Origin of the sequence: Halopseudomonas maritima, assembly GCF_021545785.1 — a bacterium.
In the GTDB taxonomy this organism is placed as follows: Bacteria; Pseudomonadota; Gammaproteobacteria; order Pseudomonadales; family Pseudomonadaceae; genus Halopseudomonas; species Halopseudomonas maritima.
In genome coordinates this window covers 3,028,070-3,052,140 of the sequence record NZ_CP079801.1, presented here as the reverse complement: position 1 = coordinate 3,052,140, position 24,071 = coordinate 3,028,070, and the positions used below count along the sequence as shown (strand labels likewise).

Here is a 24,071-nt window from a genome sequence, read left to right as displayed (position 1 = left end):
AGCCCGAAGACTTCTCAATAGAGCAGAATGACAATGAATATACTCATTATCGGCAGCGGCGGGCGTGAGCATGCGCTGGCATGGAAAGTGGCCCAAGACGAGCGCGTACAGACCGTGTTCGTTGCCCCGGGTAACGCCGGCACCGCGATCGAAGCCAAATGCGAGAACGTCGCCATCGACGTACTGGACCTCGACAAGCTGGTGACCTTTGCCAAGGACAACGTCAGCCTGACCATCGTCGGCCCGGAAGCCCCGCTGGTCGCGGGTATCGTCGACCGCTTCCGCGCGCACGGCCTGCCCTGCTTTGGCCCCACCGCTGGCGCAGCCCAACTGGAAGGCTCGAAGGCCTTCACCAAGGACTTTCTGGCCCGCCATCAGATCCCGACCGCGGAGTACCAGAATTTCACCGAGATCGAGCCGGCACTGGCCTACCTTCGTGAAAAGGGTGCGCCGATCGTCATCAAGGCCGACGGCCTGGCGGCGGGCAAGGGCGTGATCGTTGCCATGACGCTGGATGAAGCCGAAGCCGCCGTGCGCGACATGCTGGCCGGCAATGCCTTTGGCGAAGCCGGCTCACGCGTTGTCATCGAGGAGTTCCTGGACGGCGAAGAAGCCAGCTTCATTGTCATGGTCGATGGCGAGCACGTGCTGCCGATGGCCACCAGCCAGGATCATAAGCGCGTTGGCGACGGCGACACCGGCCCCAACACCGGCGGCATGGGCGCCTACTCCCCCGCTCCGGTGGTTACCGACGAGGTTCACCAGCGCGTCATGGATCAGGTGATCTGGCCGACCGTGCGCGGCATGGCCGCCGAAGGCAACGTCTATACCGGTTTTCTGTACGCCGGCCTGATGATTGATGCAGCGGGCAACCCCAAGGTCATCGAGTTCAACTGCCGCTTTGGCGACCCGGAAACCCAGCCGATCATGCTGCGCCTGCAGTCCAGCCTGGTTGAGCTGATCGAAGCGGCAAACGCTGGCACCCTGGATAAGGTCGACGCCAAGTGGGATCCGCGTTGCAGCCTGGGCGTGGTATTGGCTGCCGGCGGCTACCCGGCCGACTACGCCAAGGGCGACGTCATCCAGGGCCTGGATGTCGCCGTCAGCGACAGCGGCAAGGTCTTCCACGCCGGCACAGCCCTGAAAGACGGGCAAGTGACCACCAGCGGCGGCCGCGTGCTCTGCGCTACGGCCCTGGGCAATAGCGTGCGCGAAGCCCAACAGGGCGCTTATCGATTGGCCGAGCAGATCAGTTGGAACGGCTGCTTCTACCGCAAGGATATTGGCTACCGCGCTATCGCCAGAGAGCAGTAAGGACGCATCAGCCAAGCCCGTAGCGCAAACCGCACGGCATTTTCCGGCGCTTGGTTATTGGCCTGGGCGGACAGCACGCTGTCCGCCCAGTCCGTTTCGAGCAGACTCTCACTGGGCTATACTCGCTAGCGACATCGTCAACCGGATACTCAGACCAAGGACAGGACCCACGTGAAGCAAGTCAGTTCAATGCTGCTCGCCCTGCTGCTCGGCATCGCCTTCACGCTCACCCTAAGGGTTGATACGGTCGCCAGCAGCACCCCTGCCTACCGCACCTTTGTTGACCCCAGCGGCGACCTGACGCTGCAGGACATTCTGTCCAATCGTTATGCCAATCGCTTTATTCCCGCCCCAGCAGGCCCGCTGACGCTGCCTGGAGACGGCGGCACCTTGTGGGTGGAATTCACCCTCGACTCGGTACAGGACAAGCTCCTCACCGTGGATAACCCGGCCATAGGGCTGATCGATATTTATCGCCTGCAAGAGAGCGAACCCCGCCAACTGTATCGCACGGGTGCCCAGCAGCCGTTCAATAGCCGCCCGCTGCCGTTCCATGGCTTTGCCTTTCCGCTGGAGGGCAGTAGCGCAGCCGGCGACACCTTGCTGCTGCGCCTGAAGAACGACTACCCACTGGCAACCCGCATCATGCTGCAGGACATCAAAGCCGCAGCTGCGCATCATTCGATGCAACAAACCGTTCAGGGCATCCTGGTCGGTCTGTTGCTGGCTCTGTTTCTGCACGGCATGCTGCACGGCTTGATCGGGCGCGACCCCTTCCACGTGTTGCTGGCCGCGGCGGGCCTGATACTTGCCGCCAGCAGCCTGACAGCCCTGAATTGGGTTATCAGCCTGATGCCTCAGCTGCATGGCCAACCCGGAGACATCCTGTTCTTCTGCGCCTACCCATTGCTGGCCCTGTTGCTCAATAGCCAATTCACTGCCCGCCAGCACAGGGGGTTGCAGCGTGCCGTTTACGCATTGGCGATAGCTACGGCGCTGCTGACAGCCATCGCTGCCAGCTTCCCTCCCCTGTTCCGTTTTGTTTCCAATCTGATTCTGATTGGCCAACCACTCTGCATGCTGTTGATTCTGGGCCTGCTGCACGCGGCGCGCCGCCCATTCGACCGCCCCTTCACCATCGGCGTATCCCTGCTGCTGGGCCAAGGGCTGGTTTCTAACTATGTGGGCAAACAAATCCCCGCAGCCTACCTGGCTGACCTGCTGCTCTGGAGCGCCTTGGTCGGTTTCAGCTGGAGCCTCTTCCGCCGGCTGCAAGTGCATCTAGCCAAGCGCATCCACGAACGCCAGGACAGTGCGACTGCGCACGCCGAACAGCGCGCCAAGGCAGAATTTCTGGCGCGTATAAGCCATGAGATTCGCACCCCTATGAATGGCGTACTGGGCATGAGCGAACTCCTGCTGGATACCGCGCTATCGGCCAAGCAGCGCGACTACGTGCAAACCATCCATGGTTCGGGCAACGATTTGCTCAACCTGATCAACGAAATCATCGATATGTCGCGGCTGGAGTCCGGCCAGCTGACGCTGGAGCGCGTGCAGTTCGATCTGCACGCCCTGGTCAACGACTGTCTCGATATTTACCGCACGCGTGCGGAAAATCAGAGTGTCGAGCTGATCGGCTTTGTTCATCCGGAGGTTCCGCGCACCCTGCAGGGCGACCCCACCCGGCTGCGTCAGGTGCTGATGAATCTGCTGGCCAACGCCTTGCAGCACACCGACTCGGGCGAAGTGCTGCTGGTTGTCGGGCTCGAGCAACGCGACAGTACGCCTCAACTGCGCTTTGCCATTCAGGATACTGGCACCAGCATGCCAGACGAAGCCCGCGACAGCCTGCTGAATAAGGATTTCAAAGTCACTCGCTTCCTCGACCAGTCAGATACCGATGGCAAGTTGCCCTTGGTCATCACTCGCCAGTTGATCAACATGATGCAAGGCCAAATTGGCATCAAGACCAGCGGCGAACAAGGCAATACGCTCTGGTTCACACTGCCTGCTACGCATCTGGACACCTCGGACGAAGGGGCTGCTGAAGGCCGCAACCTGCTCGAGCGCAACATCTTGATCGTGGATGACAACGCCACCTGCCGCAAAGTACTCCAGCAGCAGACCACCGCCTGGGGCATGCGCGCCCAATGCGCCTCCAGCGGCCGCGAAGCGCTGGCAATGCTGCGCAATCAGGCCAACCTGGGTAACCCGTTCGACATCCTCCTGCTGGATCAGTCGATGCCTGGCATGAGCGGCGTGGAGCTGGCCAGCCGCATCAAGGACGACCCGGTACTGAGCAGCGACCTGTTGATCATCATGCTCACGGGCATGAACCAGGTGCCCAGCCGGGTCATTGCTCGCAACGCCGGCATCCGCCGCATTCTGAGCAAGCCGGTTGCCGGTTACACCCTGCGTACCACCCTGATTGATGAGTGGAACCAGCGCCGTGCGCCGATCCCGGACAGCACCGACCGTGAACAGCGCGAAACGCAACAAGCCGGCGACAGTGAAAGCGACTTCCGCGTGCTGATTGCCGAAGATAACGCCATATCCACCAAGGTGATCCTTGGCATGCTGGCAAAACTGGGGGTATCGGCCAGCGCCGTAGACAACGGCCTGCGAGCCGTCGAAGCAGTGCAGGAGCAGAGCTACGATCTGGTGCTGATGGATTGTGAAATGCCCGAAATGGATGGTTTTACCGCGGCCGAGAGAATACGTCACTGGGAACAGCGCGGCGGCACGCAACCAATTCCCATCATCGCCCTGACCGCACACATCCTGCCAGAGCACCGTGAACGGGCACGCAAGGCCGGCATGAACGGCCACATGGCCAAGCCGGTAGAACTGAATCAGCTACGTGAACAGCTACAGCACTGGCGCACCATGAAGAGCGACAACGTCGGCCTGTTCTGACGTCATCAGGCAGCGCTGGCACTCGCGTAATCTGCCCACCAGCTCAGCCAGGTTTCGTTCCACATAAACCACCTCCAGAACACTGCTACAGCGTGGCCGGCTGGCCACGCTTTACTCGCACTACTCTAGAAGCATAGGACGACCCGGGCTATTTGAAAGCCGCTATCAGCACGATAGCGACAGCCTTCAGCGCCCGCCCTTGCGCGCCGGCCCACTGCCATTGCGACCACGCTTGCTCTGCCCCTTGCCGGCGCCGGTTTCCCGCGGCGGCAAGCCGGTGTGCTGCGTTAGCATGCGGCCGGCCTTCTTGCTACCGGTCGGCGTCGAGTTCTTGCGCCGCGCACTCTGATAGCTGCCAACCGCCGGCTGGAAACTGGGGATCAACTGATGCTTGCCGTTACCGATCAGGTCAGCGCGCCCCATACTCTTGAGCGCTTCACGCAGCAGCGGCCAGTTGTTCGGGTCGTGGTAACGCAGAAACGCCTTGTGCAGTCGACGCTGACGCTCACCCTTGACGGTGCCCACCGAATCGCTCTTGTAGGTCACCTTGCGCAGCGGATTCTTGCCCGAGTGGTACATGGCCGTTGCCGTGGCCATGGGCGATGGGTAAAACGCCTGTACCTGATCAGCGCGGAAGCCGTTGCGCTTGAGCCACAACGCCAGATTCATCATGTCTTCATCGGTGGTGCCAGGATGCGCCGCGATAAAGTAGGGAATCAGGTACTGCTCCTTGCCCGCTTCCTTCGAGAACTTCTCGAACATCTGCTTGAAGCGGTCATAGCTGCCGATACCGGGCTTCATCATCTTGCTCAGCGGCCCGTCCTCAGTATGCTCGGGCGCGATTTTTAGATAGCCCCCGACGTGGTGCGTCACCAGCTCCTTGACGTACTCCGGCGACTCGACCGCCAGATCGTAGCGCAGGCCCGAGGCGATCAGGATCTTCTTCACCCCCGGCAACGCCCGCGCCTTGCGGTACAGCTCGATCAACGAGGAGTGGTCAGTATTGAGGTTGTCGCAGATGCCCGGATATACGCAGGAGGGCTTACGGCAGGCCGCCTCGATCTCCGGACTCTTGCAGGCGATGCGGTACATGTTGGCCGTCGGGCCGCCCAGATCGGACACCACCCCGGTAAAGCCAGGCACCTTGTCACGCATGTCCTCGATCTCACGAATGATCGAGTCGTGCGAGCGGTTCTGGATAATGCGCCCTTCGTGCTCGGTGATTGAGCAGAAGGTACAGCCGCCGAAGCAGCCGCGCATGATATTGACCGAGAAGCGAATCATCTCGTAGGCAGGAATCCGCTCGCCGCCATAGACCGGGTGCGGCACGCGCGCGTAGGGCAAACCGAAGACATAGTCCATCTCCTCGGTGCTCAACGGAATGGGCGGCGGGTTGAACCAGACATCGCGATCGCCGTGACGCTGCACCAGCGCGCGAGCGTTACCGGGGTTGGTCTCCAGATGCAGCACACGGTTGGCGTGGGCGTACAGCACCGGGTCGCCCTTCACTTTTTCGAAGGCCGGCAAGCGAATCACCGTGCGGTCGCGCTCAAGGCGCGGGTGCGGCAGCAGCTCGATGACCTGGGCCTCGTCGGCCGCCGACTCGGGCTCCGGACCCTTGGCCTGCTCCACCGCACAGGCGGCCGTGTCCTGGGTGTTGACGTAGGGGTTGATGATCTTGTCGATCTTGCCGGGCCGGTCGATGCGGGTGGAGTCCAGCTCAAACCAGCCTTCCGGCGTATCGCGGCGAATGAACGCTGTACCGCGCACATCGGTAATGTCCTGAATCGGCTCACCACGACTCAGACGATGGGCTACCTCAACAACCGCCCGCTCGGCGTTACCGTAGAGCAGGATGTCAGCCTTGGCGTCGACCAGCAGGGAGTGCCGCACCTTGTCCTGCCAGTAGTCGTAGTGGGCGATGCGGCGCAGCGAGGCCTCGATACCGCCAAGTACAATCGGCACATCCTTGAAGGCCTCCCGGCAGCGCTGGCTGTAGACCAGGCTGGCGCGATCCGGTCGCTTGCCGCCCTGTCCGCCGGCGGTGTAAGCATCATCGGAACGTACCTTGCGATCAGCCGTATAGCGGTTGATCATCGAGTCCATATTGCCGGCAGCCACCCCGAAAAACAGGTTGGGCTTGCCGAGCTTCATGAAGTCCTGCTTGCTGTGCCAGTCAGGCTGGCTGATGATGCCGACACGGTAACCCTGCGCCTCCAGCAGGCGGCCAATCACCGCCATGCCGAATGACGGATGGTCGACGTAGGCATCGCCGGTGACGATGATCACATCACAGCTGTCCCAGCCGAGCTGATCCATTTCTTCGCGACTGACCGGCATGAACGGCGCCGGTCCAAAGCACTCGGCCCAGTAACGCGGATAGTCGAACAGCTGATGCTTGGCGACCGGAATAGAGACGGCCATGTTCACTCCTCCCCGTAGCCGGAGTACGAGCCCGGTGCGAGGTTTTCAAAACGGGTGTATTTGCCCAGAAACGCCATCCGTGTCGTGCCGATAGGGCCGTTACGCTGCTTACCGATAATCAGCTCCGCGACGCCCTTGTCCTGGGTGTCGGGGTGGTAGACCTCATCACGATAGACAAACATGATGACGTCCGCGTCCTGCTCGATCGCACCCGATTCACGCAAGTCGGAGTTGATCGGGCGCTTGTTCGGCCGTTGCTCAAGCGAGCGGTTAAGCTGCGACAGGGCAACCACCGGCACGTTGAACTCTTTGGCCAACGCCTTGAGCGACCGGGAAATCTCGGAAATTTCGTTGGTGCGGTTTTCCGACGCCGCGCCACCAATACGCATCAACTGCAGATAGTCGATCATGATCAGTGCCAGGTCGCCGTGCTCGCGAACGATACGGCGGGCGCGGGTGCGCATCTCCATCGGGGACAGGCCAGCGGTATCATCGATAAACAACTTGCGGTCGTTGAGCATGTTGACCGCCGAGGTAAGACGCGGCCAATCCTCATCGTCCAGCCGCCCTGAACGCACCTTGGTCTGGTCGATGCGACCAAGCGAAGACAGCATACGCATGATCAGCGACTCACCTGGCATCTCCAGCGAGAACACCAGCACCGCCTTGTCGCTGCGCATCACCGCGTTCTCGACCAGGTTCATGGCAAAGGTGGTCTTACCCATCGACGGACGACCTGCGACGATAATCAGGTCAGCCGGCTGCAGGCCCGAGGTCATGTTGTCCAGGTCAGTAAAGCCGGTGGAAAGACCGGTAATGGAGCCTTCACTGTTAAACAGCGTATCGATGCGGTCGATCGCCTTGGTCAGCAGTGCATTGACCCCTTCCGGTCCGCCGGTCTTCGGGCGGCTCTCGGCAATCGAGAAAATCTTGCGCTCGGCATCATCGAGCACCTCGGTCGCCTGCATACCCTTGGGGTTGAAGGCGGTATCAGCAATCTCGGTGCTGACGCTGATCAACTGGCGCAGGGTGGAGCGCTCACGAATGATCTGCGCATAGGCACTGATGTTGGCTACCGAGGGCGTGTTCTTGGCCAGCTGCCCGAGGTAGGCCAGACCACCCACCTGGTCGGTCAGTCCTTCCTTGTCCAGCTCTTCAGCCAGGGTCACCACGTCAAACGGCTGGTTGCGCGAGGCCAGACGCAACAGCGCCTGAAAGATCAGCCGGTGGTCGTGGCGATAAAAATCACTGTCGGTCAGCTGTTCGGCCACCCGCTCCCAGGCCATGTTGTCCAGCATCACGCCGCCAAGGACTGCCTGCTCGGCCTCAATCGAGTGCGGGGGCACCTTCAGGGCTGCGGTCTGCAGATCCAGCTCGGGACGGTCGGTATACAGTGATTCGGTCATGGGAGTGCGCTCAAAACAGCCTGATCAGAAATGCAACACGGCGCCTGTCCGCAGACAGGCGCCGTGTTGAAGTCTAACGACAAAGCCCCGGCAAATCATCCGCTCAGGGCGGATAGCGCGAGGCCAATCGTTATTAGCCGGCTACAACAACCAGCTTGACGGTAGCGTCGACGTCGGTGTGCAGCTGCACGTCGATGTCGAACTCGCCAACGGTACGCAGCGCGCCGTCGGGCAGACGGACTTCGCTCTTCTCGATGGCAACGCCAGCTGCAGTCACAGCGTCAGCGATGTCACGAGTACCGATGGAACCGAACAGTTTGCCCTCTTCGCCTGCGTTAGCAGCGATGGTGACAGTCAGATCAGCCAGTTTGGCAGCGCGGGCTTCAGCCTCGGCTTTCTTCTCAGCAGCGATCTTTTCCAGTTCGGCGCGGCGTGCTTCAAAAGCAGCTACGTTATCAGCAGTCGCCGGAGTGGCTTTGCCGAAGGGCAGCAGGAAATTGCGAGCGTAACCAGCTTTAACAGCGACTTTGTCGCCCAGGTTACCCAGGTTCGCGATCTTTTCGAGCAGGATAACTTCCATTGCGATGACCTCTTTAATTCAACCTTGACCGTTTGAGTCATCGTTGCCGCCACCGGAAACCGGCTTCAGGCGGGAACGGAAATCAAACAGACTATCAATAAACGCCAAAATCATGATCAGGGGGTACAGCACTTGCCACACGAACAGTAACGCCACATACAGCACCACCAGCGGGCCGATACCCAGCCGCTTGATGCCGACTACGCCGTGTACCAGCGCCAGGCCGGCAAACAGCAGCGGCACAGTGGCAACCGGCGCAAGCAGCACCAGGCCATCGACCTGGGGCCCGGCAAACACGGCCAGGAGCAGCACCACACTCATCCAGGGTGCCAACCGCAAACGATGAAACTCCTCGCGGAATCCACCCGGGTTGTACAACCTGGCTTGCCAGGCACGCGCCAGAATCAGACTGAGCAGCGTCATGGCCGCATGGGTTGCACCCATCAGGCCAGCCAGCAGCGGCACCAGCATGGCCTGGAGGCGCGCAAGCGCTGCCTCGTCGACCTCACCCAGCTCACTGAGCATCTGCGGCAGGGCCGCTTGAATCTGCTCGGCCAGCTGCTGCAAGGGCGCCTGCAGTGTCGCCATCAACACCAGGGCAAACACCAACCCCAGCGGCGCTGTCGCCATCACGACCAGCGACCATTCGCTACGCTGACGCAACAACAGTGCCAGCGCGGCACTACCCAGCAATACCAGCAGCGGGGTCGGATCGCCTATCAGGGCCCAGGCCAGCGCGGGAAGCGCGCCCCAGACCACAACCGACATACCTTCCGACCAACCGCGGCGCAACAGCACCAGCGCCAGTACTACTGCACCAAACCAGAACAACAGGGGGACGGCGACTGACAAACCCACCACCAGGGTGGCTTGCCGACGACCGCGCATTATGAATTCAGCGAGCCCCTGCATGCCGATTCGGCTTCCCGATCAATTACTTTTGGCTACCAATCAACGACCGTGGCCGTCGGTGTAAGGCAGCAGAGCCAGGTAGCGGGCGCGCTTGATAGCAACGGCCAGCTGACGCTGGTACTTGGCCTTGGTACCGGTGATACGGCTCGGGACAATCTTGCCGGTCTCGGTGACATAGGCCTTCAGAGTGTTGAGATCTTTGTAATCGATCTCTTTTACGCCTTCAGCGGTAAAACGGCAGAACTTTCTGCGACGGAAAAAACGTGCCATGGCAGCGTCTCCTTAATTCTGGAATGGGAACTGAAAAAACTTACTCGTCGTCACCGTTGTCGTCGGCGTCGTTGCTGTTGTTGTCAGCATTGTCGTTGGAATCGTTGTCGTCGTTGCGCTCGCGACGCTCGCGACGCTCACCACGGCCACTTTCCTCAGACTTGAGCATGTCAGACTGTTCGGTAACGGCTTCGTCACGACGGATAACCATGTTGCGGATAACGGCATCGTTGTAACGGAAGTTTTCGCTCAGCTCATCCAGTGCCTTGGCGCTGCACTCAACGTTCATCATGATGTAGTGAGCTTTGTGGATCTTGTCGATCGGGTAAGCCAGCTGGCGGCGGCCCCAATCTTCCAGACGATGTACTTTGCCGCCGTCTTCTTCGATCACTTTGCTGTAGCGCTCAACCATCGCGCTAACCTGCTCGCTCTGGTCCGGGTGAACCAGGAATACGATTTCGTAATGACGCATATAAGCTCCTTACGGGTTATAGCCAGCTGCCCAAACAGTCTGGCAAGGAGTGGAACATAGGGTTTGGGGCGGCCATTCTAGTGAAGCGCCGCTCGGCTTGCAAGGGAAATGCCAGTAGCGGTCCTGAGACAGGTAAAACCCAGGCTGGAAGCCAATAGCGTGGGCGGGAGACTGGTTAGCCTGCAAGGGTTGAGTTACACCGACGGCGCCCACGGCACCGCCGGCATACAAGTCAGCTCGAGACCCCGCGCTGGCGTACCGCTTCGAACAGGCAGATACCGGTGGCTACCGACACATTGAGGCTGCTAACGCTGCCGGCCATGGGCAGCTTGGCCAGGTAGTCGCAATGCTCGCGGGTCAGACGGCGCATGCCGGCGCCTTCTGCGCCCATGATGATGATCGACGGCACGGTGAAATCCACGTCATAGATCAGCTGGTCCGCTTCGCCCGCCGTGCCCACCACCCACAGCCCACGTTGCTTGAGCTGCTTGAGAGTACGACTGAGGTTGGTCACCGCCACCAGCGGCACGGTTTCAGCCGCGCCACAGGCCACCTTGCGTACCGTCGGATTCAGACTGGCCGAACGATCACGCGGCACGATCACCGCGTGCGCGCCAGCCGCATCGGCGCTGCGCAGACAGGCGCCCAGGTTATGCGGGTCGGTCACGCCGTCCAGCACCAACAGCAAGGGCGTACCCTCCAACCGGTCCAGCATATGCCCCAGCATCTCCTCGGACCACACCTGGCTGGGCACCACCTCGGCTAGCACACCTTGATGCACACCCTCGGCCTGCGCATCCAGCTCATCACCGGCGACACGCTGCATGGCGACCCCCTGGCGCTCAGCCAACGCCAGCAGTGCTTGCTGACGCTCATTCAGGCGTCCGGCCTGCAGCAGCAGGCGCTTGATCCGCTTGGGATGACGATCCAGCAGAGCCTGCACCGCGTGCAGACCAAATACCCGCTCCAGATCACTCATACTCAACGGGCCTTACGCTTACGCGGGCCGCGGTTATCACCAGCTGGCTTCTTACCCGCAGGCTTGGCAGCGCCGGCTGGCTTGGCCGACTTGCCCTTACCCTTGCTCGCCGGTGCTTTGCCCGCGCCGGAGCGACCTTTGCTGCGAGGCTCTGTTTCACCGGCAGCACGGCGCGCGTCCGCCAGCAGCTTCTCACGCATCGCCCGACTGGCAGACACTTGGCGCTCAGCCGGCTGCGGTTGGGGCTGCGGTGCATCCTGAGCCATTTCAAAGTCGATCTTGCGATCATCCAGATCCACCCGCGCCACCTGCACACGCACCGGATCACCGAGACGGAAGCGTCTACCCGAGCGCTCACCTACCAGGGCGTGATGCACTGCATCAAACACGTAGTAGTCCGCCGGCAGCGCCGTGACGTGCAACAACCCTTCGACGTAGATATCAGTCAATTCGATAAACAAGCCAAAGCTGGTAGCAGCCGTGACCAGGCCATCAAAACTCTCGCCCACCTTGTCCTGCATGAACTCGCACTTGAGCCAGCTGACTACATCGCGGGTTGCCTCATCGGCACGACGCTCGTGCTGCGAGCACTGCTCGCCCAGCTCGGCCAGGCGCTGATGATCGTAGGGGTAGATGCGCGCCTTGGGCATCACACCGCCACCAGCACGGCGCACCAGATCGGTGTTGCGCCGTGAGCGAATGACGCTGCGAATGGCGCGATGCACCAGCAGGTCGGGGTAGCGCCGAATCGGCGAGGTAAAGTGAGTGTAGGCCTCGTAATTCAGGCCGAAGTGACCTGCGTTATCCGGGCTATAGACAGCCTGACTGAGCGAACGCAGCATCACCGTCTGAATCAGCTGGGCGTCCGGGCGACCCTGCACCTTGGCCAGCACGGCCGCATAGTCTTCCGGCGTCGGCACACCCTTCTTGCGCGTCAAACTCAAGCCCTGGGAGTTTAGAAACTCGCGCAGGCGCTCCACCTTCTCGGCCTGCGGGCCGTCGTGCACGCGGTACAGACCGGGCAGTTCAAGCTCCTGCAGGAAGCGTGCGGTAGCCACATTGGCACACAGCATGCATTCTTCGACAATCTTGTGGGCATCGTTGCGCGTGGTCGGGCGAATCTCCACGATCTTGCGATCCTCACCAAAAACCATGCGGGTCTCGGTAGTCTCAAAATCGATCGCGCCGCGGCCCTGGCGCGCCTTGGCCAGCGCCTTGTAAAGCTCGTACAGGCTCTCCAGGTGCGGCAGCACCTCGCCGTACTGCTCGCGCAGCGCCTTGCCTTCACGGCTGCGCGGATGTTCCAGCATGCTGGAGACCTTGTTGTAGGTCAGCCGCGCATGGGAGTGGATCACCCCTTCGTAGAACTCGAAATCGGTCAGCTCACCGGTCTTGGAAATGGTCATTTCACAGACCATAGCCAGGCGATCTACATGCGGATTCAGCGAACACAGACCGTTGGACAACGCCTCCGGCAGCATGGGGATCACTTCACTGGGGAAGTACACCGAGGTACCGCGCAGCTCCGCCTCTTCGTCCAGCGCCGAGCCAATCGGCACGTAGTGCGACACATCCGCGATGGCAACGTAGAGCTTCCAGCCGCCAGAGAACAGACGCCAGCCACTGGCCTTGTGCGGTTCACAGTAAAGAGCATCGTCAAAATCGCGGGCATCTTCACCGTCAATGGTGACCAATGGCAGGTGACGCAGATCGACACGCTTGAGCTTGTCCTTCTCGACCACATGATCCTTCAGGCGCTCAGCTTCCTTGATGACCGCATCGGGCCATTCGCTGGGAATGTCATAGCTGCGCAGCGCAACTTCGATTTCCATGCCTGGCGCCATGTAGTCGCCAACCACTTCAATCACCTCACCTTGGGCCTGACGACTCATGGTCGGCCACTGGGTAATGCGCACCTCGGCGTACTGGCCGTGCTTGACGCCACCTTTCGCGCTTGGCGCAACCAGCACATCGTGCTGGATACGGGCGTTGTCAGCGACCACAAAACCGATGCCGTTCTCTTCGTAATAGCGCCCCACCAGAATCTCATGGGCGCGAGCTATCACCTCGACCACTGCACCTTCGCTGCGGCCACGGCGATCCACACCGGTGACACGGCCAAGTACACGGTCGCCATCAAATACCAGGCGCATCTGCGAGGGGCCGAGGAACAGGTCTTCACCACCGTCATCAGGCACCAGGAAGCCGAAGCCATCACGGTGCCCCTGCACACGCCCGGGAATCAGATCCAGCTTATCCACTGGCGCATAGGCGCCACGGCGGGTGTAGATGACCTGACCATCGCGCTCCATGGCGCGCAGGCGGCGGCGCAGGGCCTCGATACTCTCTTCATCCTGCAGCCCAAACTCCTGCTGCAGCTGGGCGCGCGTTGCCGGCGCGCCACGATTCTCCAGCAGCTGCAGTATCAGCTCGCGACTGGGAATGGGGTTGTCATACTTTTCTGCTTCGCGCCGCGCCTCAGGGTCCATCTGACTCCAGTCAGAGGACGTGACGTTATTGCGGGAAGTGTTGGAGGTGTCCGACCGAGAGGTCGAACCGGGGGATTTGGTCTTTTTCGTCATAGGCGCCTATTGAACCGAAAATCAATGTCACATGCACCTGTTTGCAGGATAATTTTTTTCACGTCAGGGGTTTACAACTCCGCTACGACTATCTAAGATTCGCGCCGTCAACAGGAAACAGCCATCGCAGCGAGCCCTGCCTCAGCATAGCAGTTTCAGATGACATGCCCAGGTGGTGAAATTGGTAGACACGCTAGCTTCAGGTGCTAGTGGCCTTACGGCCGTGGAAGTTCGAGTCTTCTCCTGGGCACCAATTCAGAAAAAGCCGAGCAGTTGCTCGGTTTTTTCAGCTTAAAGAAATCGCCCAGGTGGTGAAATTGGTAGACACGCTAGCTTCAGGTGCTAGTGACCTTACGGTCGTGGAAGTTCGAGTCTTCTCCTGGGCACCAATTTCGTAAAAGAACCGAGCCATGCGCTCGGTTTTTTTATGCCTGAATTTCACCCTTCCCGCCCAGCGTGGCACCATCCGCCATGCAGACAAAAAAAGGCGCCCCGCAGGACGCCTTTTTTCAGACCACGCTCACACTCAGAAGATCTGGCGCAAGATCACAGTCTCGTTACGATCCGGGCCAGTCGAGATGATATCGATTGGCGCACCCACCAGGTCCTCGATGCGACGGATATAGGCTTGCGCATTGGCCGGCAGACCTTCCAGTGTCTTCACACCCAGAGTCGACTCATGCCAGCCAGGCATATCTTCGTACACCGGCTCCAGCCCAATGTAGCTATCCGCGTCAGTCGGCGCTTCAATCACATCACCCTGAGCATTGCGGTAACCCACACAAATACGGATCACATCCAGACCGTCCAGCACGTCCAGCTTGGTCAGGCACAGGCCGCTGATGCTGTTAATCTCGATAGCGCGACGCAGAATGACCGCATCAAACCAGCCGCAGCGACGCGCGCGCCCAGTGGTAGAACCAAACTCGTGGCCACGCTCGGCCAGGCGGCTACCCACCTCGTCAAACAGCTCGGTCGGGAACGGGCCCGAGCCAACACGGGTGGTGTAGGCCTTGGTGATACCCAGCACATAATCCAGATACAGCGGACCAAAGCCGGACCCGGTAGCAGTACCGCCGGCAGTGGTGTTGGAGCTGGTCACGAAGGGATAGGTACCGTGGTCGATATCCAGCAGCGAGCCCTGAGCCCCTTCAAACATGATGTTGGCACCTTCGCGGCGCAGCTCGTGCAGACGCGCGGTCACATCAGTCATCAGCGGAGCCAGCCATTCGGCATACTCCATCGCCTCATCCAGCGTCTTCTGGAAGTCGATCGGCTCTACCTTGTAGTAGTGCTGCAGGGCGAAGTTGTGATAATCCAGCACCTCGCCCAGCTTGGCGGCAAAGCGTTCGCGATGGAACAGGTCAGCCACACGCAGACCACGGCGCGAGACCTTGTCTTCGTAGGCCGGGCCGATACCGCGACCAGTGGTACCGATCTTGGCTTCGCCACGGGCCAGCTCACGCGCCTGATCAAGAGCAACGTGATACGGCAGAATCAACGGACAAGCCGGACTGATACGCAGGCGCTCGCGCACCGGCACACCCTTGCTTTCCAGCTGAGTCAGTTCCTTCAGCAGCGCTTCCGGCGACAGCACCACGCCGTTACCGATAAAGCACTGGACGTTGTCACGCAGAATCCCCGAGGGAATCAGGTGCAGTACGGTCTTCTCACCATCGATCACCAGTGTGTGGCCGGCGTTGTGACCGCCCTGATAGCGCACTACCGCCGCGACCTGATCGGTCAGCAAGTCGACGATCTTACCCTTGCCTTCATCGCCCCACTGGGTCCCCAGGATGACAACATTCTTACCCATGTTCAGCCCATGCCTCACTAGAAATGAAATGGCCTTGCGGCCGTCTAATCACGAATTCAGTTCAACGACCTGCCAGCGACCGTCGCGCCAGGTCAGAATACGGTCACAACCGTGCGCCGCCGCCTCAGCATCAGCCTGGCCTGGCAACGCTACAATGACTCGCTGGCCGGCTGCGCGCAGCTCAGCCACGGCCTGCTGCAGGCCAGGCTCCGCGCTATAGGGCGCCCACACCGCCGAGGCGATATCGGCGCTGGCAATCTGCCCGCGCTGCACCAAAAACCGCAGGTCAGTAGAAAACCCAGTGGCCGGGCGGGCGCGACCGAAGTCACTGCCGATATCGTCGTAACGACCACCCTGGGCAACACTTTGCCCCAGCCCCGGCACAAATGCCGCAAACACCACACCCGTGTGGTAATGGTAGCCGCGCAATTCACCAAGGTCGAAATACAACGGCACATCCGGGTATTGGCGCGCCAACACCTGAGCCACCTCAGCCAGATCGTCGAGCGCCGCCATCACCGCCTCTGGCGCTCCATCAAGCAGCGCATGCGCTCGATCAAGCACCTCGACACCGCCAGAGAGCTCAACCAGACTGCACAGCATGGCACCCAGCGAGCCCTGCTCCACACCGCCCGCCAAGGCCGCGACCTCATCGGCCGCCTTGCGTTGCAGCGCATCGAACAGGGCCTGTTCGGTCTGCTCAGTCACCCCGGCTGCCTGAATCAAGCCACGGTAAATACCCACATGACCAATATCCAGATGCACATCTTCGACGCGGCAGAGCGCCAGGGTTTCCAGCATTAGCGAAATCACTTCAATATCGCTGGCACTGGACGCATCACCGTACAACTCCGCACCCAACTGAATCAGGCTACGCGAGGTCGCCAGCGCCCGCGGACGGGTATGCAGCACGCTACCGCAGTAGCACAGCCGAGACGGCCCTTCGGCGCCTAGCGTGTGCGCATCGATGCGCGCAACCTGTGGCGTGATGTCGGCACGTAGCCCGAGCATGCGCCCGGACAGCTGATCAATCATTTTGAAGGTTTGCAGCTCGAGATCATGGCCAGCGCCAGTGAGCAGCGATTCGAGGTATTCGATATGCGGGGTAATGACCAGGTCATAGCCCCAACGGGAGAACAGATCCAGCAGCTGTCGACGGGCTGCTTCAATACGTGCCGCCTCGCGAGGCAGCACTTCGTCGATGCCGTCAGGCAACAGCCAACGGTCTACACTAGGCATTTTTTAAACCTTTCATACAGGGTGCCGAGCCTCTGCGTGACACTCGGACACCTAGCGAACCAGATACAGGCACAGGGTGCCGATCAACATGCTGGCAAGCCCTGCCAGCCGAACCTGACGCGCACTGAGCTCTGAAATGCCGCTCAGCATTCGCTGCCAGCGGGCCGGCATCAGAAAGGGCAGCACCCCCTCTATCACCAACACCAGGCAAAGTGCCGTCAAGATTTCCTGCAACATGTCCGTCCCCGTCAGCACCACCCCTGCCGGCGCGTCAGGCAGCGTGGACCGGTCACAAAAAAGCCGGGCTAACCCGGCTGCGCAAGTGTAACACGTTTTGCGCGACCGACACTGCGCAAATCGGCACGCACTCATCGACCCTGCAGACAGCAAAACGGGCTACCCAAAGGCAGCCCGTCTTTCAGTGCCGAAGCACTCAACGCTGCAGAGGATCAGCCTGCATATACTTGAAGAACTCGCTCTCCGGATCCAGCACCAGCATGTCGGACTTGCTGGCGAAACTCTCGCGATAAGCCTGCAGGCTGCGCGAGAAGGAGTAAAACTCCGGATCCTTATTGTAGGCTTCGGCATAGATAGCCGCCGCCTGCGCATCGCCATCACCGCGAATCTTCTCGGACTCACGGAATGCCTCGGCAATGATCACGCGCTGTTGACGATCAGCGTCAGCGCGAATCCCCTCGGCCAGCTCAGCACCCTTGGCGCGGTGCTCACGCGCCTCACGCTCACGCTCGGTACTCATACGATCGAATACGCTGCGGTTTACCTCAGTCGGCAGGTCAATCGCCTTGACCCGCACATCCACCACCTCGATACCCAGCTCGCGTCGGGCGTTTTCATCCAGGGTCGCCGTGATGTCAGCCATCAACTGATCGCGCTCACCTGACACCACCTCGTGCAGGGTACGGCGCGCCACCTCATTGCGCAGACCGGACTCCAGCTGGCGCGACAAACGCTCTTCGGCAATCGCACGCAGACCTGACGTCGCCGTGTAGAAACGCTGCACATCAGCGATGCGCCACTTGGCGTAGGAGTCCACCATCAGCGCTTTCTTTTCCAGCGTCAGATAGCGCTGGGTAGCGGTATCCAGCGTCAGCAGACGACCATCAAAGCTCTGCGCCTCCTGCACAAACGGCAGCTTGAAGTGCAGACCTGGCGGCACGTCGTTCTGCACCACCTTACCGAACTGCAGCACGATGGCGCGCTCAGTCTGGCTAACCACGAAGAAGCTGTTCCAGCCAACAACTACAGCGGCCAGCAGCACAATCAATCCAAACAGTGACTTGTTACTCATCAGCGGGACTCCCTGGAGCGCAGATCACGCTGCTGCGAAGCAGGCGTACGGGCAGATGAATCGCTCTGCACGATCGGCGGCAGACCGGAGCTGGCACTGCTGGAGCCGCTGCTGCCACCCTGATTCATCAGCTTGTCGAGCGGCAAGTAAAGCAGGTTATTGCTGCCTTCTCCGCCAGCCACCAGCACCTTGCTGGTGCTGCTCAGCACGTCTTGCATGACTTCCAGATACAGGCGCTCACGCAGTACCTCAGGCGCCAGAACATACTGTTCGAGCAGCAGATCAAAGCGCTTGGCTTCACCTTCTGCGCGGGCCACCACCTCATCACGGTAACCATTAGCCTCTTCCAGCATGCGCTGGGCGCGGCCACGCGCTTCAGGGATCACCCCATTGGCGTAGGCCTCGGCCTGGTTGCGCGCACGCACTTCATCTTCCTTGGCGCGAATCACGTCATCAAACGCGTCCTGCACCTCGGCCGGTGCCTGTGCGTTCTCGATGTTCACCTGGGTCACCGCAATACCAGTGTTGTAGCTGTCCAGATAACGCTGCAGACGCTCGGTTACCTCAACCGCCATCTGCTCACGCCCCTCGGTCAGCACCTGGTGCATCGGGGTAGAACCCACAACGTGGCGTACAGCACTTTCGGTCGCGTGACGCAGACTGGTCTCAGGGTCTTCGACCTTGAGCACAAAGTTCTCGAGATTGGAGATGCGGTACTGAATCGCCACCGGCACTTCAACGATATTCTCGTCTTCGGTCAGCATCTGACCCTGTTGGCGATAGGAACGCACCTGGGTCACGTTACGCTGAAACTTGCGCTCAACCGGCGGGAAATACAGATGCAGACCAGGCCCGACGGTGCGATGGTATTCACCGAAGCGCAGAATAACCGCCTGCTCCTGCTCATTGACCATGTACACGGCCTTGAACACCCAGAAGCCGAGAATCAGTACCAGGCCCAGCGCCCACATCCAGCTTGGGATACCAGCACCACCGGTGCTGCTGCCACCGCCGCTTTTGCTGCCGCGCTTGCCGGAGCCGAACAGATTGTTCAGGCTGTCCTGCAATTTCCGCAGCGCTTCATCCAGATCCGGCGGACCTTGCTTGCCGCCGCGATTGCCACCGCCGCCGCTACCCCAAGGGTCCTGGTCGTTAGAATTATTGCCGCCACCAGGCTCATTCCAGGCCATAGCGTTCTCCGTTGTCTGTAACCAATCAAAGTTCGGGCCGCCGGGGCGCCGAAACAGGGTGCAATCCTACCGTAAACCTGACAGGGGACGCGAACCGGCCTCCCCCGCTTTCATTGCAAAGTATGTTGCTGCAGAAACTGCTCCGGCTGCCAGCCTTCACGCTTGAGCAGGCGATTGAAATCACTGCGCTGCAGGCGTACTTCCAGCTGTTGCCGGCCATCTTCACCAATCTGCTCCCCCAGCACCGCACCAGCGGCATAAAACTGGGCGCGCAGGCGCGCTTCGGCGTAATCGAGCTGAATGTGCTCCTGCACAATATCATCCCCCAACCGCTCAGCGATGGCCTGCGCCAGCAGATCCAGCCCGCGCCCCTGCTGCGCCGAGATCCAGACTCGCACTGCCACACCGTCTTCATCTCGCTGAATTTGCGGCTCAAAGCCGTCAATCAGGTCGATCTTGTTGTACACCTCAAGCATCGGCAGCTCGAGGGCACCGATCTCACCGAGCACATGATGCACCTGCTCGACATTGGACTCGCGCTCTTCATCGGCAGCATCAATCACATGCAACAGCAAGTCAGCCTGACTGGACTCTTCCAGGGTGGCGCGGAACGCCTCGACCAGCTTGTGCGGCAGGTGACGGATAAAACCTACGGTATCGGCCAGAATCACCGGCCCGATGTCTGCCAGCTCGATCCTGCGCAGCGTCGGGTCCAGCGTTGCGAACAGCTGGTCTGCTGCATACACCTCGGAGACGGTCAACGTATTGAACAGGGTCGACTTGCCCGCGTTGGTGTAGCCCACCAGTGAAACCACCGGAATTTCAGCGCGGCGCCGCGCACGGCGCGCCTGATCACGCTGACTGCGCACCTTTTCAAGACGTTTGGTAATCTGCTTGATACGTACACGCAGCAGGCGACGATCAGTCTCCAGCTGGGTCTCACCCGGACCACGCAGGCCAATACCACCTTTCTGACGCTCAAGGTGCGTCCAGCCCCGCACCAGGCGAGTGCTGAGGTGGTCGAGCTGGGCCAGTTCCACCTGCAACTTGCCCTCGTGGGTACGGGCGCGCTGGGCAAAGATATCCAGAATCAGACCGGTACGGTCAATAACCCGACACTCCAGTTCGCGCTCAAGATTGCGCTCCTGGCTGGGGGTCAAGGTGTGGTTGAAAATGACCAGCTCGCCTTCGCTGGCCTTGACCAGCGCCCGCAGCTCATCGACCTTACCGCTACCGATAAGAAAACGCGGGGTGGGCTGGTGGCGGGAGACGGTCAGGAAACCTGCGTTTTCAGCGCCGGCAGAACGTACCAGTTCGATAAATTCGTGCGGATCTTCCTGGCGCTGCTCGTCCAGACCTTCGAGGTGAACAAGAATGGCACGTTCACCCCCTTCATGGCGCTCAAAAAACAATCAGGCCTCCTGCATCATCAGGGATTGCCGGCCTCGGCTTCGTCAGCACCGGGCTGCGTCGGCAGACGCACCGGGCGACCGGGAACGACAGTGGAAATAGCGTGCTTGTAGACCATCTGGCTGACAGTGTTCTTCAGCAAAATGACGAACTGGTCAAAAGACTCGATCTGCCCCTGCAGTTTGATGCCGTTGACCAGATAGATAGATACCGGAACTCGTTCCTTGCGCAGAACGTTCAGGTAAGGGTCTTGTAGTGAATGCCCTTTTGACATTGCCTCACTCCTTTTATGGAAACCGTATAATTTTGAGCATTATTTCAATGCGAATCGGCCGGCCTGTCCATTATCCAAAAGACGAGCAGGCACCGTTACTGCACAAGCACAGCTTGCAGAAGCGTCGAAACCTCATAATGAGGCCGTCTGCAGCACTTTCAAGGCCCGCTCGAATCTTTTCGGGTCGAGACTGTCAAGCCACTCAATCGGCTCATTCCAGCCACGCAACCAGGTAAACTGCCGCTTGGCCAACTGGCGCGTTGCGATGATGCCCCGTTCACGCATCTGCTCGTAGTTCAGCCGCCCTTCCAGATAATCCCAAGCCTGTCGATAACCGACCGCCCGAATCGAGGGCATGCTGACATCCAGATCACCACGCGCATGCAGGGCTTCGACCTCGGAAATCAGCCCTTGTTGCAACATCTGCGTAAAACGTTCAGCAATTCGCTCATGCAACACTGCGCGCTCCTGGGGAGCAACCGCCAGATAGCGCACAGTATAAGGTAAAACACCGGTACCGGGCGGCTGATCAGAGGCTTTTTCTGCGTGCTGACGCTGGTGCCATTGCGTAAGTGTAATCCCGCTGGCGAGAAACACCTCATAAGCACGTGAAATCCGCTGCGGATCATTGGGGTGGATACGCTCGGCGGCGACGGGGTCAACCTCTGCCAGCGCTGCGTGCACGGCCGGCCAACCCTGCTCCTGCGCCATCCGCTCGATACGCGCACGGGCCGCCGGATCAGCCGAAGGCATGTTGGCGAGACCGCCAAACAAAGCCTTAAAGTACAACATGGTGCCACCCACCAGCAGCGGCACGCGGCCACGTGCGGTGATATCGCGGATCAGCGCCAGGGCATCATCACGAAAGCGCGCGGCCGAATAGGGCTCGGCCGGGTCCAGGATGTCGATCAGGTGGTGCGGATACCGCTGCAGGGCCTGCGCATCAGGCTTGGCCGCGCCGATATTCATACCGCGATATACCAGCACCGAATCAACACTGACCAGTTCGCAGGGGAACTGGTCGTACAGGTACATCGCCAGGTCGGTCTTGCCGGACGCGGTTGGCCCCATCAGGCATATCACCGGCGGCAGAGCCACAGCCTCGTCGGGAGCAACCATCAGCGCCCCCGCATAAACAGCTTGTCCAGCTCGGTCATGCTTAGCTGCGTCCAGGTCGGACGACCGTGGTTACACTGACCGCTGCGCTCGGTTTGCTCCATATCACGCAACAGGGCATTCATCTCAGCCAGGGTCAGCCGCCGATTGGCGCGCACCGACCCGTGGCAGGCCATGGTAGATAACAGCTCATTCAGGTGCGCCTGAATACGGTCGCTACTGCCGTATTCCAGCAGATCACTCAACACGTCGCGCACCAGCGGCTCGGCATCTGCCTGGCGCAACAGTGAAGGCACTTCACGGATCGCCAGGGTTTCCGGCCCCATGCGCTGCAATGACATGCCGAGCTTCTGGAACCAGGCCGCATGTTCATCCGCACAATCGGCTTCGCGCTGACTCACTGCCATGCTGGCAGGTACCAGCAACGGCTGACTGCGTAGCCCTTCCTGATCCATTGCCTGCTTCAAACGCTCGTAGGTGATGCGCTCATGCGCCGCATGCATATCGACAATGACCATACCGGCGGCATTCTCGGCGATAATAAAAACGCCGTGCATCTGCGCCACCGCGTAGCCCAGCGGCGGCACATCCTCCCCCTCCACAGAGGCCGGCAGACTCGGCACCGACGCACCGCCATTGCCGTACAGCCCGGCATAGGCGGCGGCCGTACCCTGAGGCGGCGGTGATGGCGGAACATAGCTGTTGGCAGGCGTTGCACTCCAGGCCGGCGGCGCCTCGTTCAGCACCATGCGTTGCTGGCCCGAGAACACGCCGGCATCCAGGCCACTGACGGCAGGCTGACTGACTGGCGATGGCGGCTGAGCTGAGGCCTGGTCGTCGTCTCCCTGATCACCGGGCCGCTGATCAGCCAGTGCACGGTACAAGGTACTGAAGAGAAAATCGTGGACCATGCGACCATCACGAAAGCGCACCTCGTGCTTGGTCGGGTGCACATTCACATCTACCACAGCCGGGTCCAGCTCCATAAACAGCACAAAGGTCGGATGGCGGCCATGAAACAGCACATCCCGATAGGCCTGACGCACCGCGTGCGCCACCAGTTTGTCCTTGATCATCCGGCCGTTTACAAAGAAGTACTGCAGGTCAGCCTGGCTGCGCGAAAAGGTAGGCAAGCCGACCCACCCCCAAAGACGAAGACCGCTGCGCTCGCTGTCAATCTGTCGCGACTGTTCGACAAAGGCCGGGCCGCAGACGCTCGCCACACGGCGCCGCGCTTCCTGCTCGGTCTGTGCCGGCGGCAGGCCGAGCACCGGGCGACCGTTATGACGCAGGTTGAAGGCGACATCAAAGCGCGACAACGCCAAACGCTTGACCACCTCTTCCAGATGGCCAAACTCGGTTTTCTCGGTACGCAGAAACTTGCGCCGCGCAGGAGTATTGAAGAACAGGTCGCGCACCTCGACCGTCGTCCCCCGCGGGTGAGCAGCCGGACGCACGCTGGGCGCCATGTCCCGCCCTTCGGTCTCGACCTGCCAGGCCTGGTCGGCACCCAGCGGACAGGAGGTCAACGTCAGCCGTGAGACCGAACTGACCGAGGCCAGCGCCTCGCCGCGAAAGCCCAGGGTGGCCACCGCCTCCAGATCGTCCAGGTCACGAATCTTGCTGGTGGCATGGCGCGACAGTGCCAGCGGCAGGTCATCCTGCTCGATACCCGAGCCATCATCACGCACACGCAGCAGCTTTACGCCGCCCTGCTCCACGTCGATATCGATGCGCTTGGCGCCCGCGTCCAGGCTATTTTCCAGCAACTCTTTGATCACCGAGGCAGGACGCTCAACGACCTCCCCGGCCGCGATCTGGTTAGCCAGGCGCGGGCTCAATAATTGAATACGGGACAT

19 protein-coding genes and 2 tRNA genes are annotated in these 24,071 nt (G+C 60.6%); 4 read left to right on the top strand and 17 right to left on the bottom strand.

Annotated features, from left to right (window positions below; genetic code table 11):
• The first annotated feature begins 33 nt into the window (after positions 1 to 33).
• Positions 34 to 1,314, top strand: a complete 1,281-nt coding sequence (gene purD / locus HV822_RS14060; protein WP_238870782.1) for a phosphoribosylamine--glycine ligase — start codon at positions 34 to 36, stop codon at positions 1,312 to 1,314.
• Positions 1,315 to 1,485: 171 nt separating this feature from the next.
• Positions 1,486 to 4,233 carry a response regulator gene (locus HV822_RS14055; RefSeq protein WP_238870781.1) on the top strand — a complete coding sequence of 916 codons (2,748 nt, stop codon included), beginning with the start codon at positions 1,486 to 1,488 and terminating at the stop codon, positions 4,231 to 4,233.
• A gap of 186 nt (positions 4,234 to 4,419) precedes the next feature.
• On the opposite strand, the gene HV822_RS14050 is transcribed toward HV822_RS14055, so the two are convergent.
• The 8 genes from HV822_RS14050 to rnr form a co-directional block, all read right to left on the bottom strand.
• Positions 4,420 to 6,657, bottom strand: a complete 2,238-nt coding sequence (locus HV822_RS14050) for a YgiQ family radical SAM protein (RefSeq protein WP_318035911.1) — start codon at positions 6,655 to 6,657, stop codon at positions 4,420 to 4,422.
• 2 nt (positions 6,658 to 6,659) lie between these two features.
• Positions 6,660 to 8,063: a replicative DNA helicase gene (gene dnaB / locus HV822_RS14045; RefSeq protein WP_238870780.1), complete on the bottom strand. Its 1,404-nt coding sequence runs from the start codon at positions 8,061 to 8,063 to the stop codon at positions 6,660 to 6,662.
• 133 nt (positions 8,064 to 8,196) lie between these two features.
• On the bottom strand, positions 8,197 to 8,643 hold the full coding sequence (gene rplI, locus HV822_RS14040) for a 50S ribosomal protein L9 (protein ID WP_083723767.1): 447 nt from the start codon (positions 8,641 to 8,643) through the stop codon (positions 8,197 to 8,199).
• 18 nt (positions 8,644 to 8,661) lie between these two features.
• On the bottom strand, positions 8,662 to 9,531 hold the full coding sequence (locus HV822_RS14035; protein WP_238870779.1) for a YybS family protein: 870 nt from the start codon (positions 9,529 to 9,531) through the stop codon (positions 8,662 to 8,664).
• A 63-nt stretch (positions 9,532 to 9,594) separates the two neighbouring features.
• Positions 9,595 to 9,825, bottom strand: a complete 231-nt coding sequence (rpsR, locus tag HV822_RS14030) for a 30S ribosomal protein S18 (RefSeq protein WP_083723771.1) — start codon at positions 9,823 to 9,825, stop codon at positions 9,595 to 9,597.
• A gap of 40 nt (positions 9,826 to 9,865) precedes the next feature.
• Complete coding sequence (rpsF, locus tag HV822_RS14025) at positions 9,866 to 10,297, bottom strand: 30S ribosomal protein S6 (RefSeq protein ID WP_238870778.1); 432 nt, start codon at positions 10,295 to 10,297, stop codon at positions 9,866 to 9,868.
• Between the two features lie 232 nt (positions 10,298 to 10,529).
• Entirely contained in the window at positions 10,530 to 11,276 is a 747-nt protein-coding gene (gene rlmB / locus HV822_RS14020) for a 23S rRNA (guanosine(2251)-2'-O)-methyltransferase RlmB (protein WP_238870777.1), read from the bottom strand.
• A gap of 2 nt (positions 11,277 to 11,278) precedes the next feature.
• On the bottom strand, positions 11,279 to 13,765 hold the full coding sequence (gene rnr, locus HV822_RS14015) for a ribonuclease R (RefSeq protein ID WP_238870776.1): 2,487 nt from the start codon (positions 13,763 to 13,765) through the stop codon (positions 11,279 to 11,281).
• A 259-nt stretch (positions 13,766 to 14,024) separates the two neighbouring features.
• Between rnr and HV822_RS14010 the strand changes: the two genes are divergently transcribed.
• Positions 14,025 to 14,111: transfer RNA gene (locus HV822_RS14010), tRNA-Leu, on the top strand.
• Between the two features lie 49 nt (positions 14,112 to 14,160).
• A tRNA-Leu gene (locus HV822_RS14005) sits at positions 14,161 to 14,247 on the top strand.
• Positions 14,248 to 14,384: 137 nt separating this feature from the next.
• Here the strand turns inward: HV822_RS14005 and HV822_RS14000 are convergent.
• From HV822_RS14000 to mutL, 9 genes are all read right to left on the bottom strand, one after another.
• Positions 14,385 to 15,674 carry an adenylosuccinate synthase gene (locus tag HV822_RS14000; RefSeq protein WP_238870775.1) on the bottom strand — a complete coding sequence of 430 codons (1,290 nt, stop codon included), beginning with the start codon at positions 15,672 to 15,674 and terminating at the stop codon, positions 14,385 to 14,387.
• Between the two features lie 48 nt (positions 15,675 to 15,722).
• Entirely contained in the window at positions 15,723 to 16,913 is a 1,191-nt protein-coding gene (locus tag HV822_RS13995; RefSeq protein WP_238870774.1) for an ATP phosphoribosyltransferase regulatory subunit, read from the bottom strand.
• Positions 16,914 to 16,964: 51 nt separating this feature from the next.
• A complete protein-coding gene (locus HV822_RS13990; protein WP_238870773.1) occupies positions 16,965 to 17,150 on the bottom strand; it encodes a DUF2065 domain-containing protein in 186 nt (61 codons plus the stop codon).
• Between the two features lie 196 nt (positions 17,151 to 17,346).
• Positions 17,347 to 18,222 carry a protease modulator HflC gene (gene hflC / locus HV822_RS13985; protein ID WP_238870772.1) on the bottom strand — a complete coding sequence of 292 codons (876 nt, stop codon included), beginning with the start codon at positions 18,220 to 18,222 and terminating at the stop codon, positions 17,347 to 17,349.
• Positions 18,222 to 19,412, bottom strand: coding sequence for an FtsH protease activity modulator HflK (hflK, locus tag HV822_RS13980; protein WP_238870771.1), 1,191 nt, complete (start codon positions 19,410 to 19,412; stop codon positions 18,222 to 18,224). The genes hflC and hflK overlap by 1 nt, the downstream gene beginning before the upstream one ends.
• Positions 19,413 to 19,522: 110 nt before the next feature.
• Positions 19,523 to 20,824 (bottom strand): ribosome rescue GTPase HflX, encoded by a 1,302-nt coding sequence (gene hflX / locus HV822_RS13975; protein WP_238870770.1) that lies wholly within the window; start codon positions 20,822 to 20,824, stop codon positions 19,523 to 19,525.
• Positions 20,825 to 20,841: 17 nt separating this feature from the next.
• Positions 20,842 to 21,096 (bottom strand): RNA chaperone Hfq, encoded by a 255-nt coding sequence (hfq, locus tag HV822_RS13970; protein ID WP_083728692.1) that lies wholly within the window; start codon positions 21,094 to 21,096, stop codon positions 20,842 to 20,844.
• 132 nt (positions 21,097 to 21,228) lie between these two features.
• Entirely contained in the window at positions 21,229 to 22,215 is a 987-nt protein-coding gene (gene miaA, locus HV822_RS13965; RefSeq protein ID WP_238870769.1) for a tRNA (adenosine(37)-N6)-dimethylallyltransferase MiaA, read from the bottom strand.
• Complete coding sequence (gene mutL / locus HV822_RS13960) at positions 22,215 to 24,071, bottom strand: DNA mismatch repair endonuclease MutL (protein WP_238870768.1); 1,857 nt, start codon at positions 24,069 to 24,071, stop codon at positions 22,215 to 22,217. Before mutL ends, miaA begins: the two co-directional genes overlap by 1 nt.

Bases quoted from the DNA above. Each gene is read 5' to 3' on its own strand.
- rnr (WP_238870776.1), bottom strand. From the start codon at position 13,765: ATGGACCCTGAGGCGCGGCGCGAAGCAGAAAAGTATGACAACCCCATT.
- miaA (WP_238870769.1), bottom strand. From the start codon at position 22,215: ATGGTTGCTCCCGACGAGGCTGTGGCTCTGCCGCCGGTGATATGCCTG.
- rpsR (WP_083723771.1), bottom strand. From the start codon at position 9,825: ATGGCACGTTTTTTCCGTCGCAGAAAGTTCTGCCGTTTTACCGCTGAA.
- HV822_RS13995 (WP_238870774.1), bottom strand. From the start codon at position 16,913: ATGCCTAGTGTAGACCGTTGGCTGTTGCCTGACGGCATCGACGAAGTG.
- rplI (WP_083723767.1), bottom strand. From the start codon at position 8,643: ATGGAAGTTATCCTGCTCGAAAAGATCGCGAACCTGGGTAACCTGGGC.
- HV822_RS14050 (WP_318035911.1), bottom strand. From the start codon at position 6,657: ATGGCCGTCTCTATTCCGGTCGCCAAGCATCAGCTGTTCGACTATCCG.
- mutL (WP_238870768.1), bottom strand. From the start codon at position 24,071: ATGTCCCGTATTCAATTATTGAGCCCGCGCCTGGCTAACCAGATCGCG.
- hfq (WP_083728692.1), bottom strand. From the start codon at position 21,096: ATGTCAAAAGGGCATTCACTACAAGACCCTTACCTGAACGTTCTGCGC.
- rpsF (WP_238870778.1), bottom strand. From the start codon at position 10,297: ATGCGTCATTACGAAATCGTATTCCTGGTTCACCCGGACCAGAGCGAG.
- purD (WP_238870782.1), top strand. From the start codon at position 34: ATGAATATACTCATTATCGGCAGCGGCGGGCGTGAGCATGCGCTGGCA.
- HV822_RS14000 (WP_238870775.1), bottom strand. From the start codon at position 15,674: ATGGGTAAGAATGTTGTCATCCTGGGGACCCAGTGGGGCGATGAAGGC.
- rlmB (WP_238870777.1), bottom strand. From the start codon at position 11,276: ATGAGTGATCTGGAGCGGGTATTTGGTCTGCACGCGGTGCAGGCTCTG.
- HV822_RS14035 (WP_238870779.1), bottom strand. From the start codon at position 9,531: ATGCGCGGTCGTCGGCAAGCCACCCTGGTGGTGGGTTTGTCAGTCGCC.
- HV822_RS13990 (WP_238870773.1), bottom strand. From the start codon at position 17,150: ATGTTGCAGGAAATCTTGACGGCACTTTGCCTGGTGTTGGTGATAGAG.
- hflK (WP_238870771.1), bottom strand. From the start codon at position 19,412: ATGGCCTGGAATGAGCCTGGTGGCGGCAATAATTCTAACGACCAGGAC.
- dnaB (WP_238870780.1), bottom strand. From the start codon at position 8,063: ATGACCGAATCACTGTATACCGACCGTCCCGAGCTGGATCTGCAGACC.
- hflC (WP_238870772.1), bottom strand. From the start codon at position 18,222: ATGAGTAACAAGTCACTGTTTGGATTGATTGTGCTGCTGGCCGCTGTA.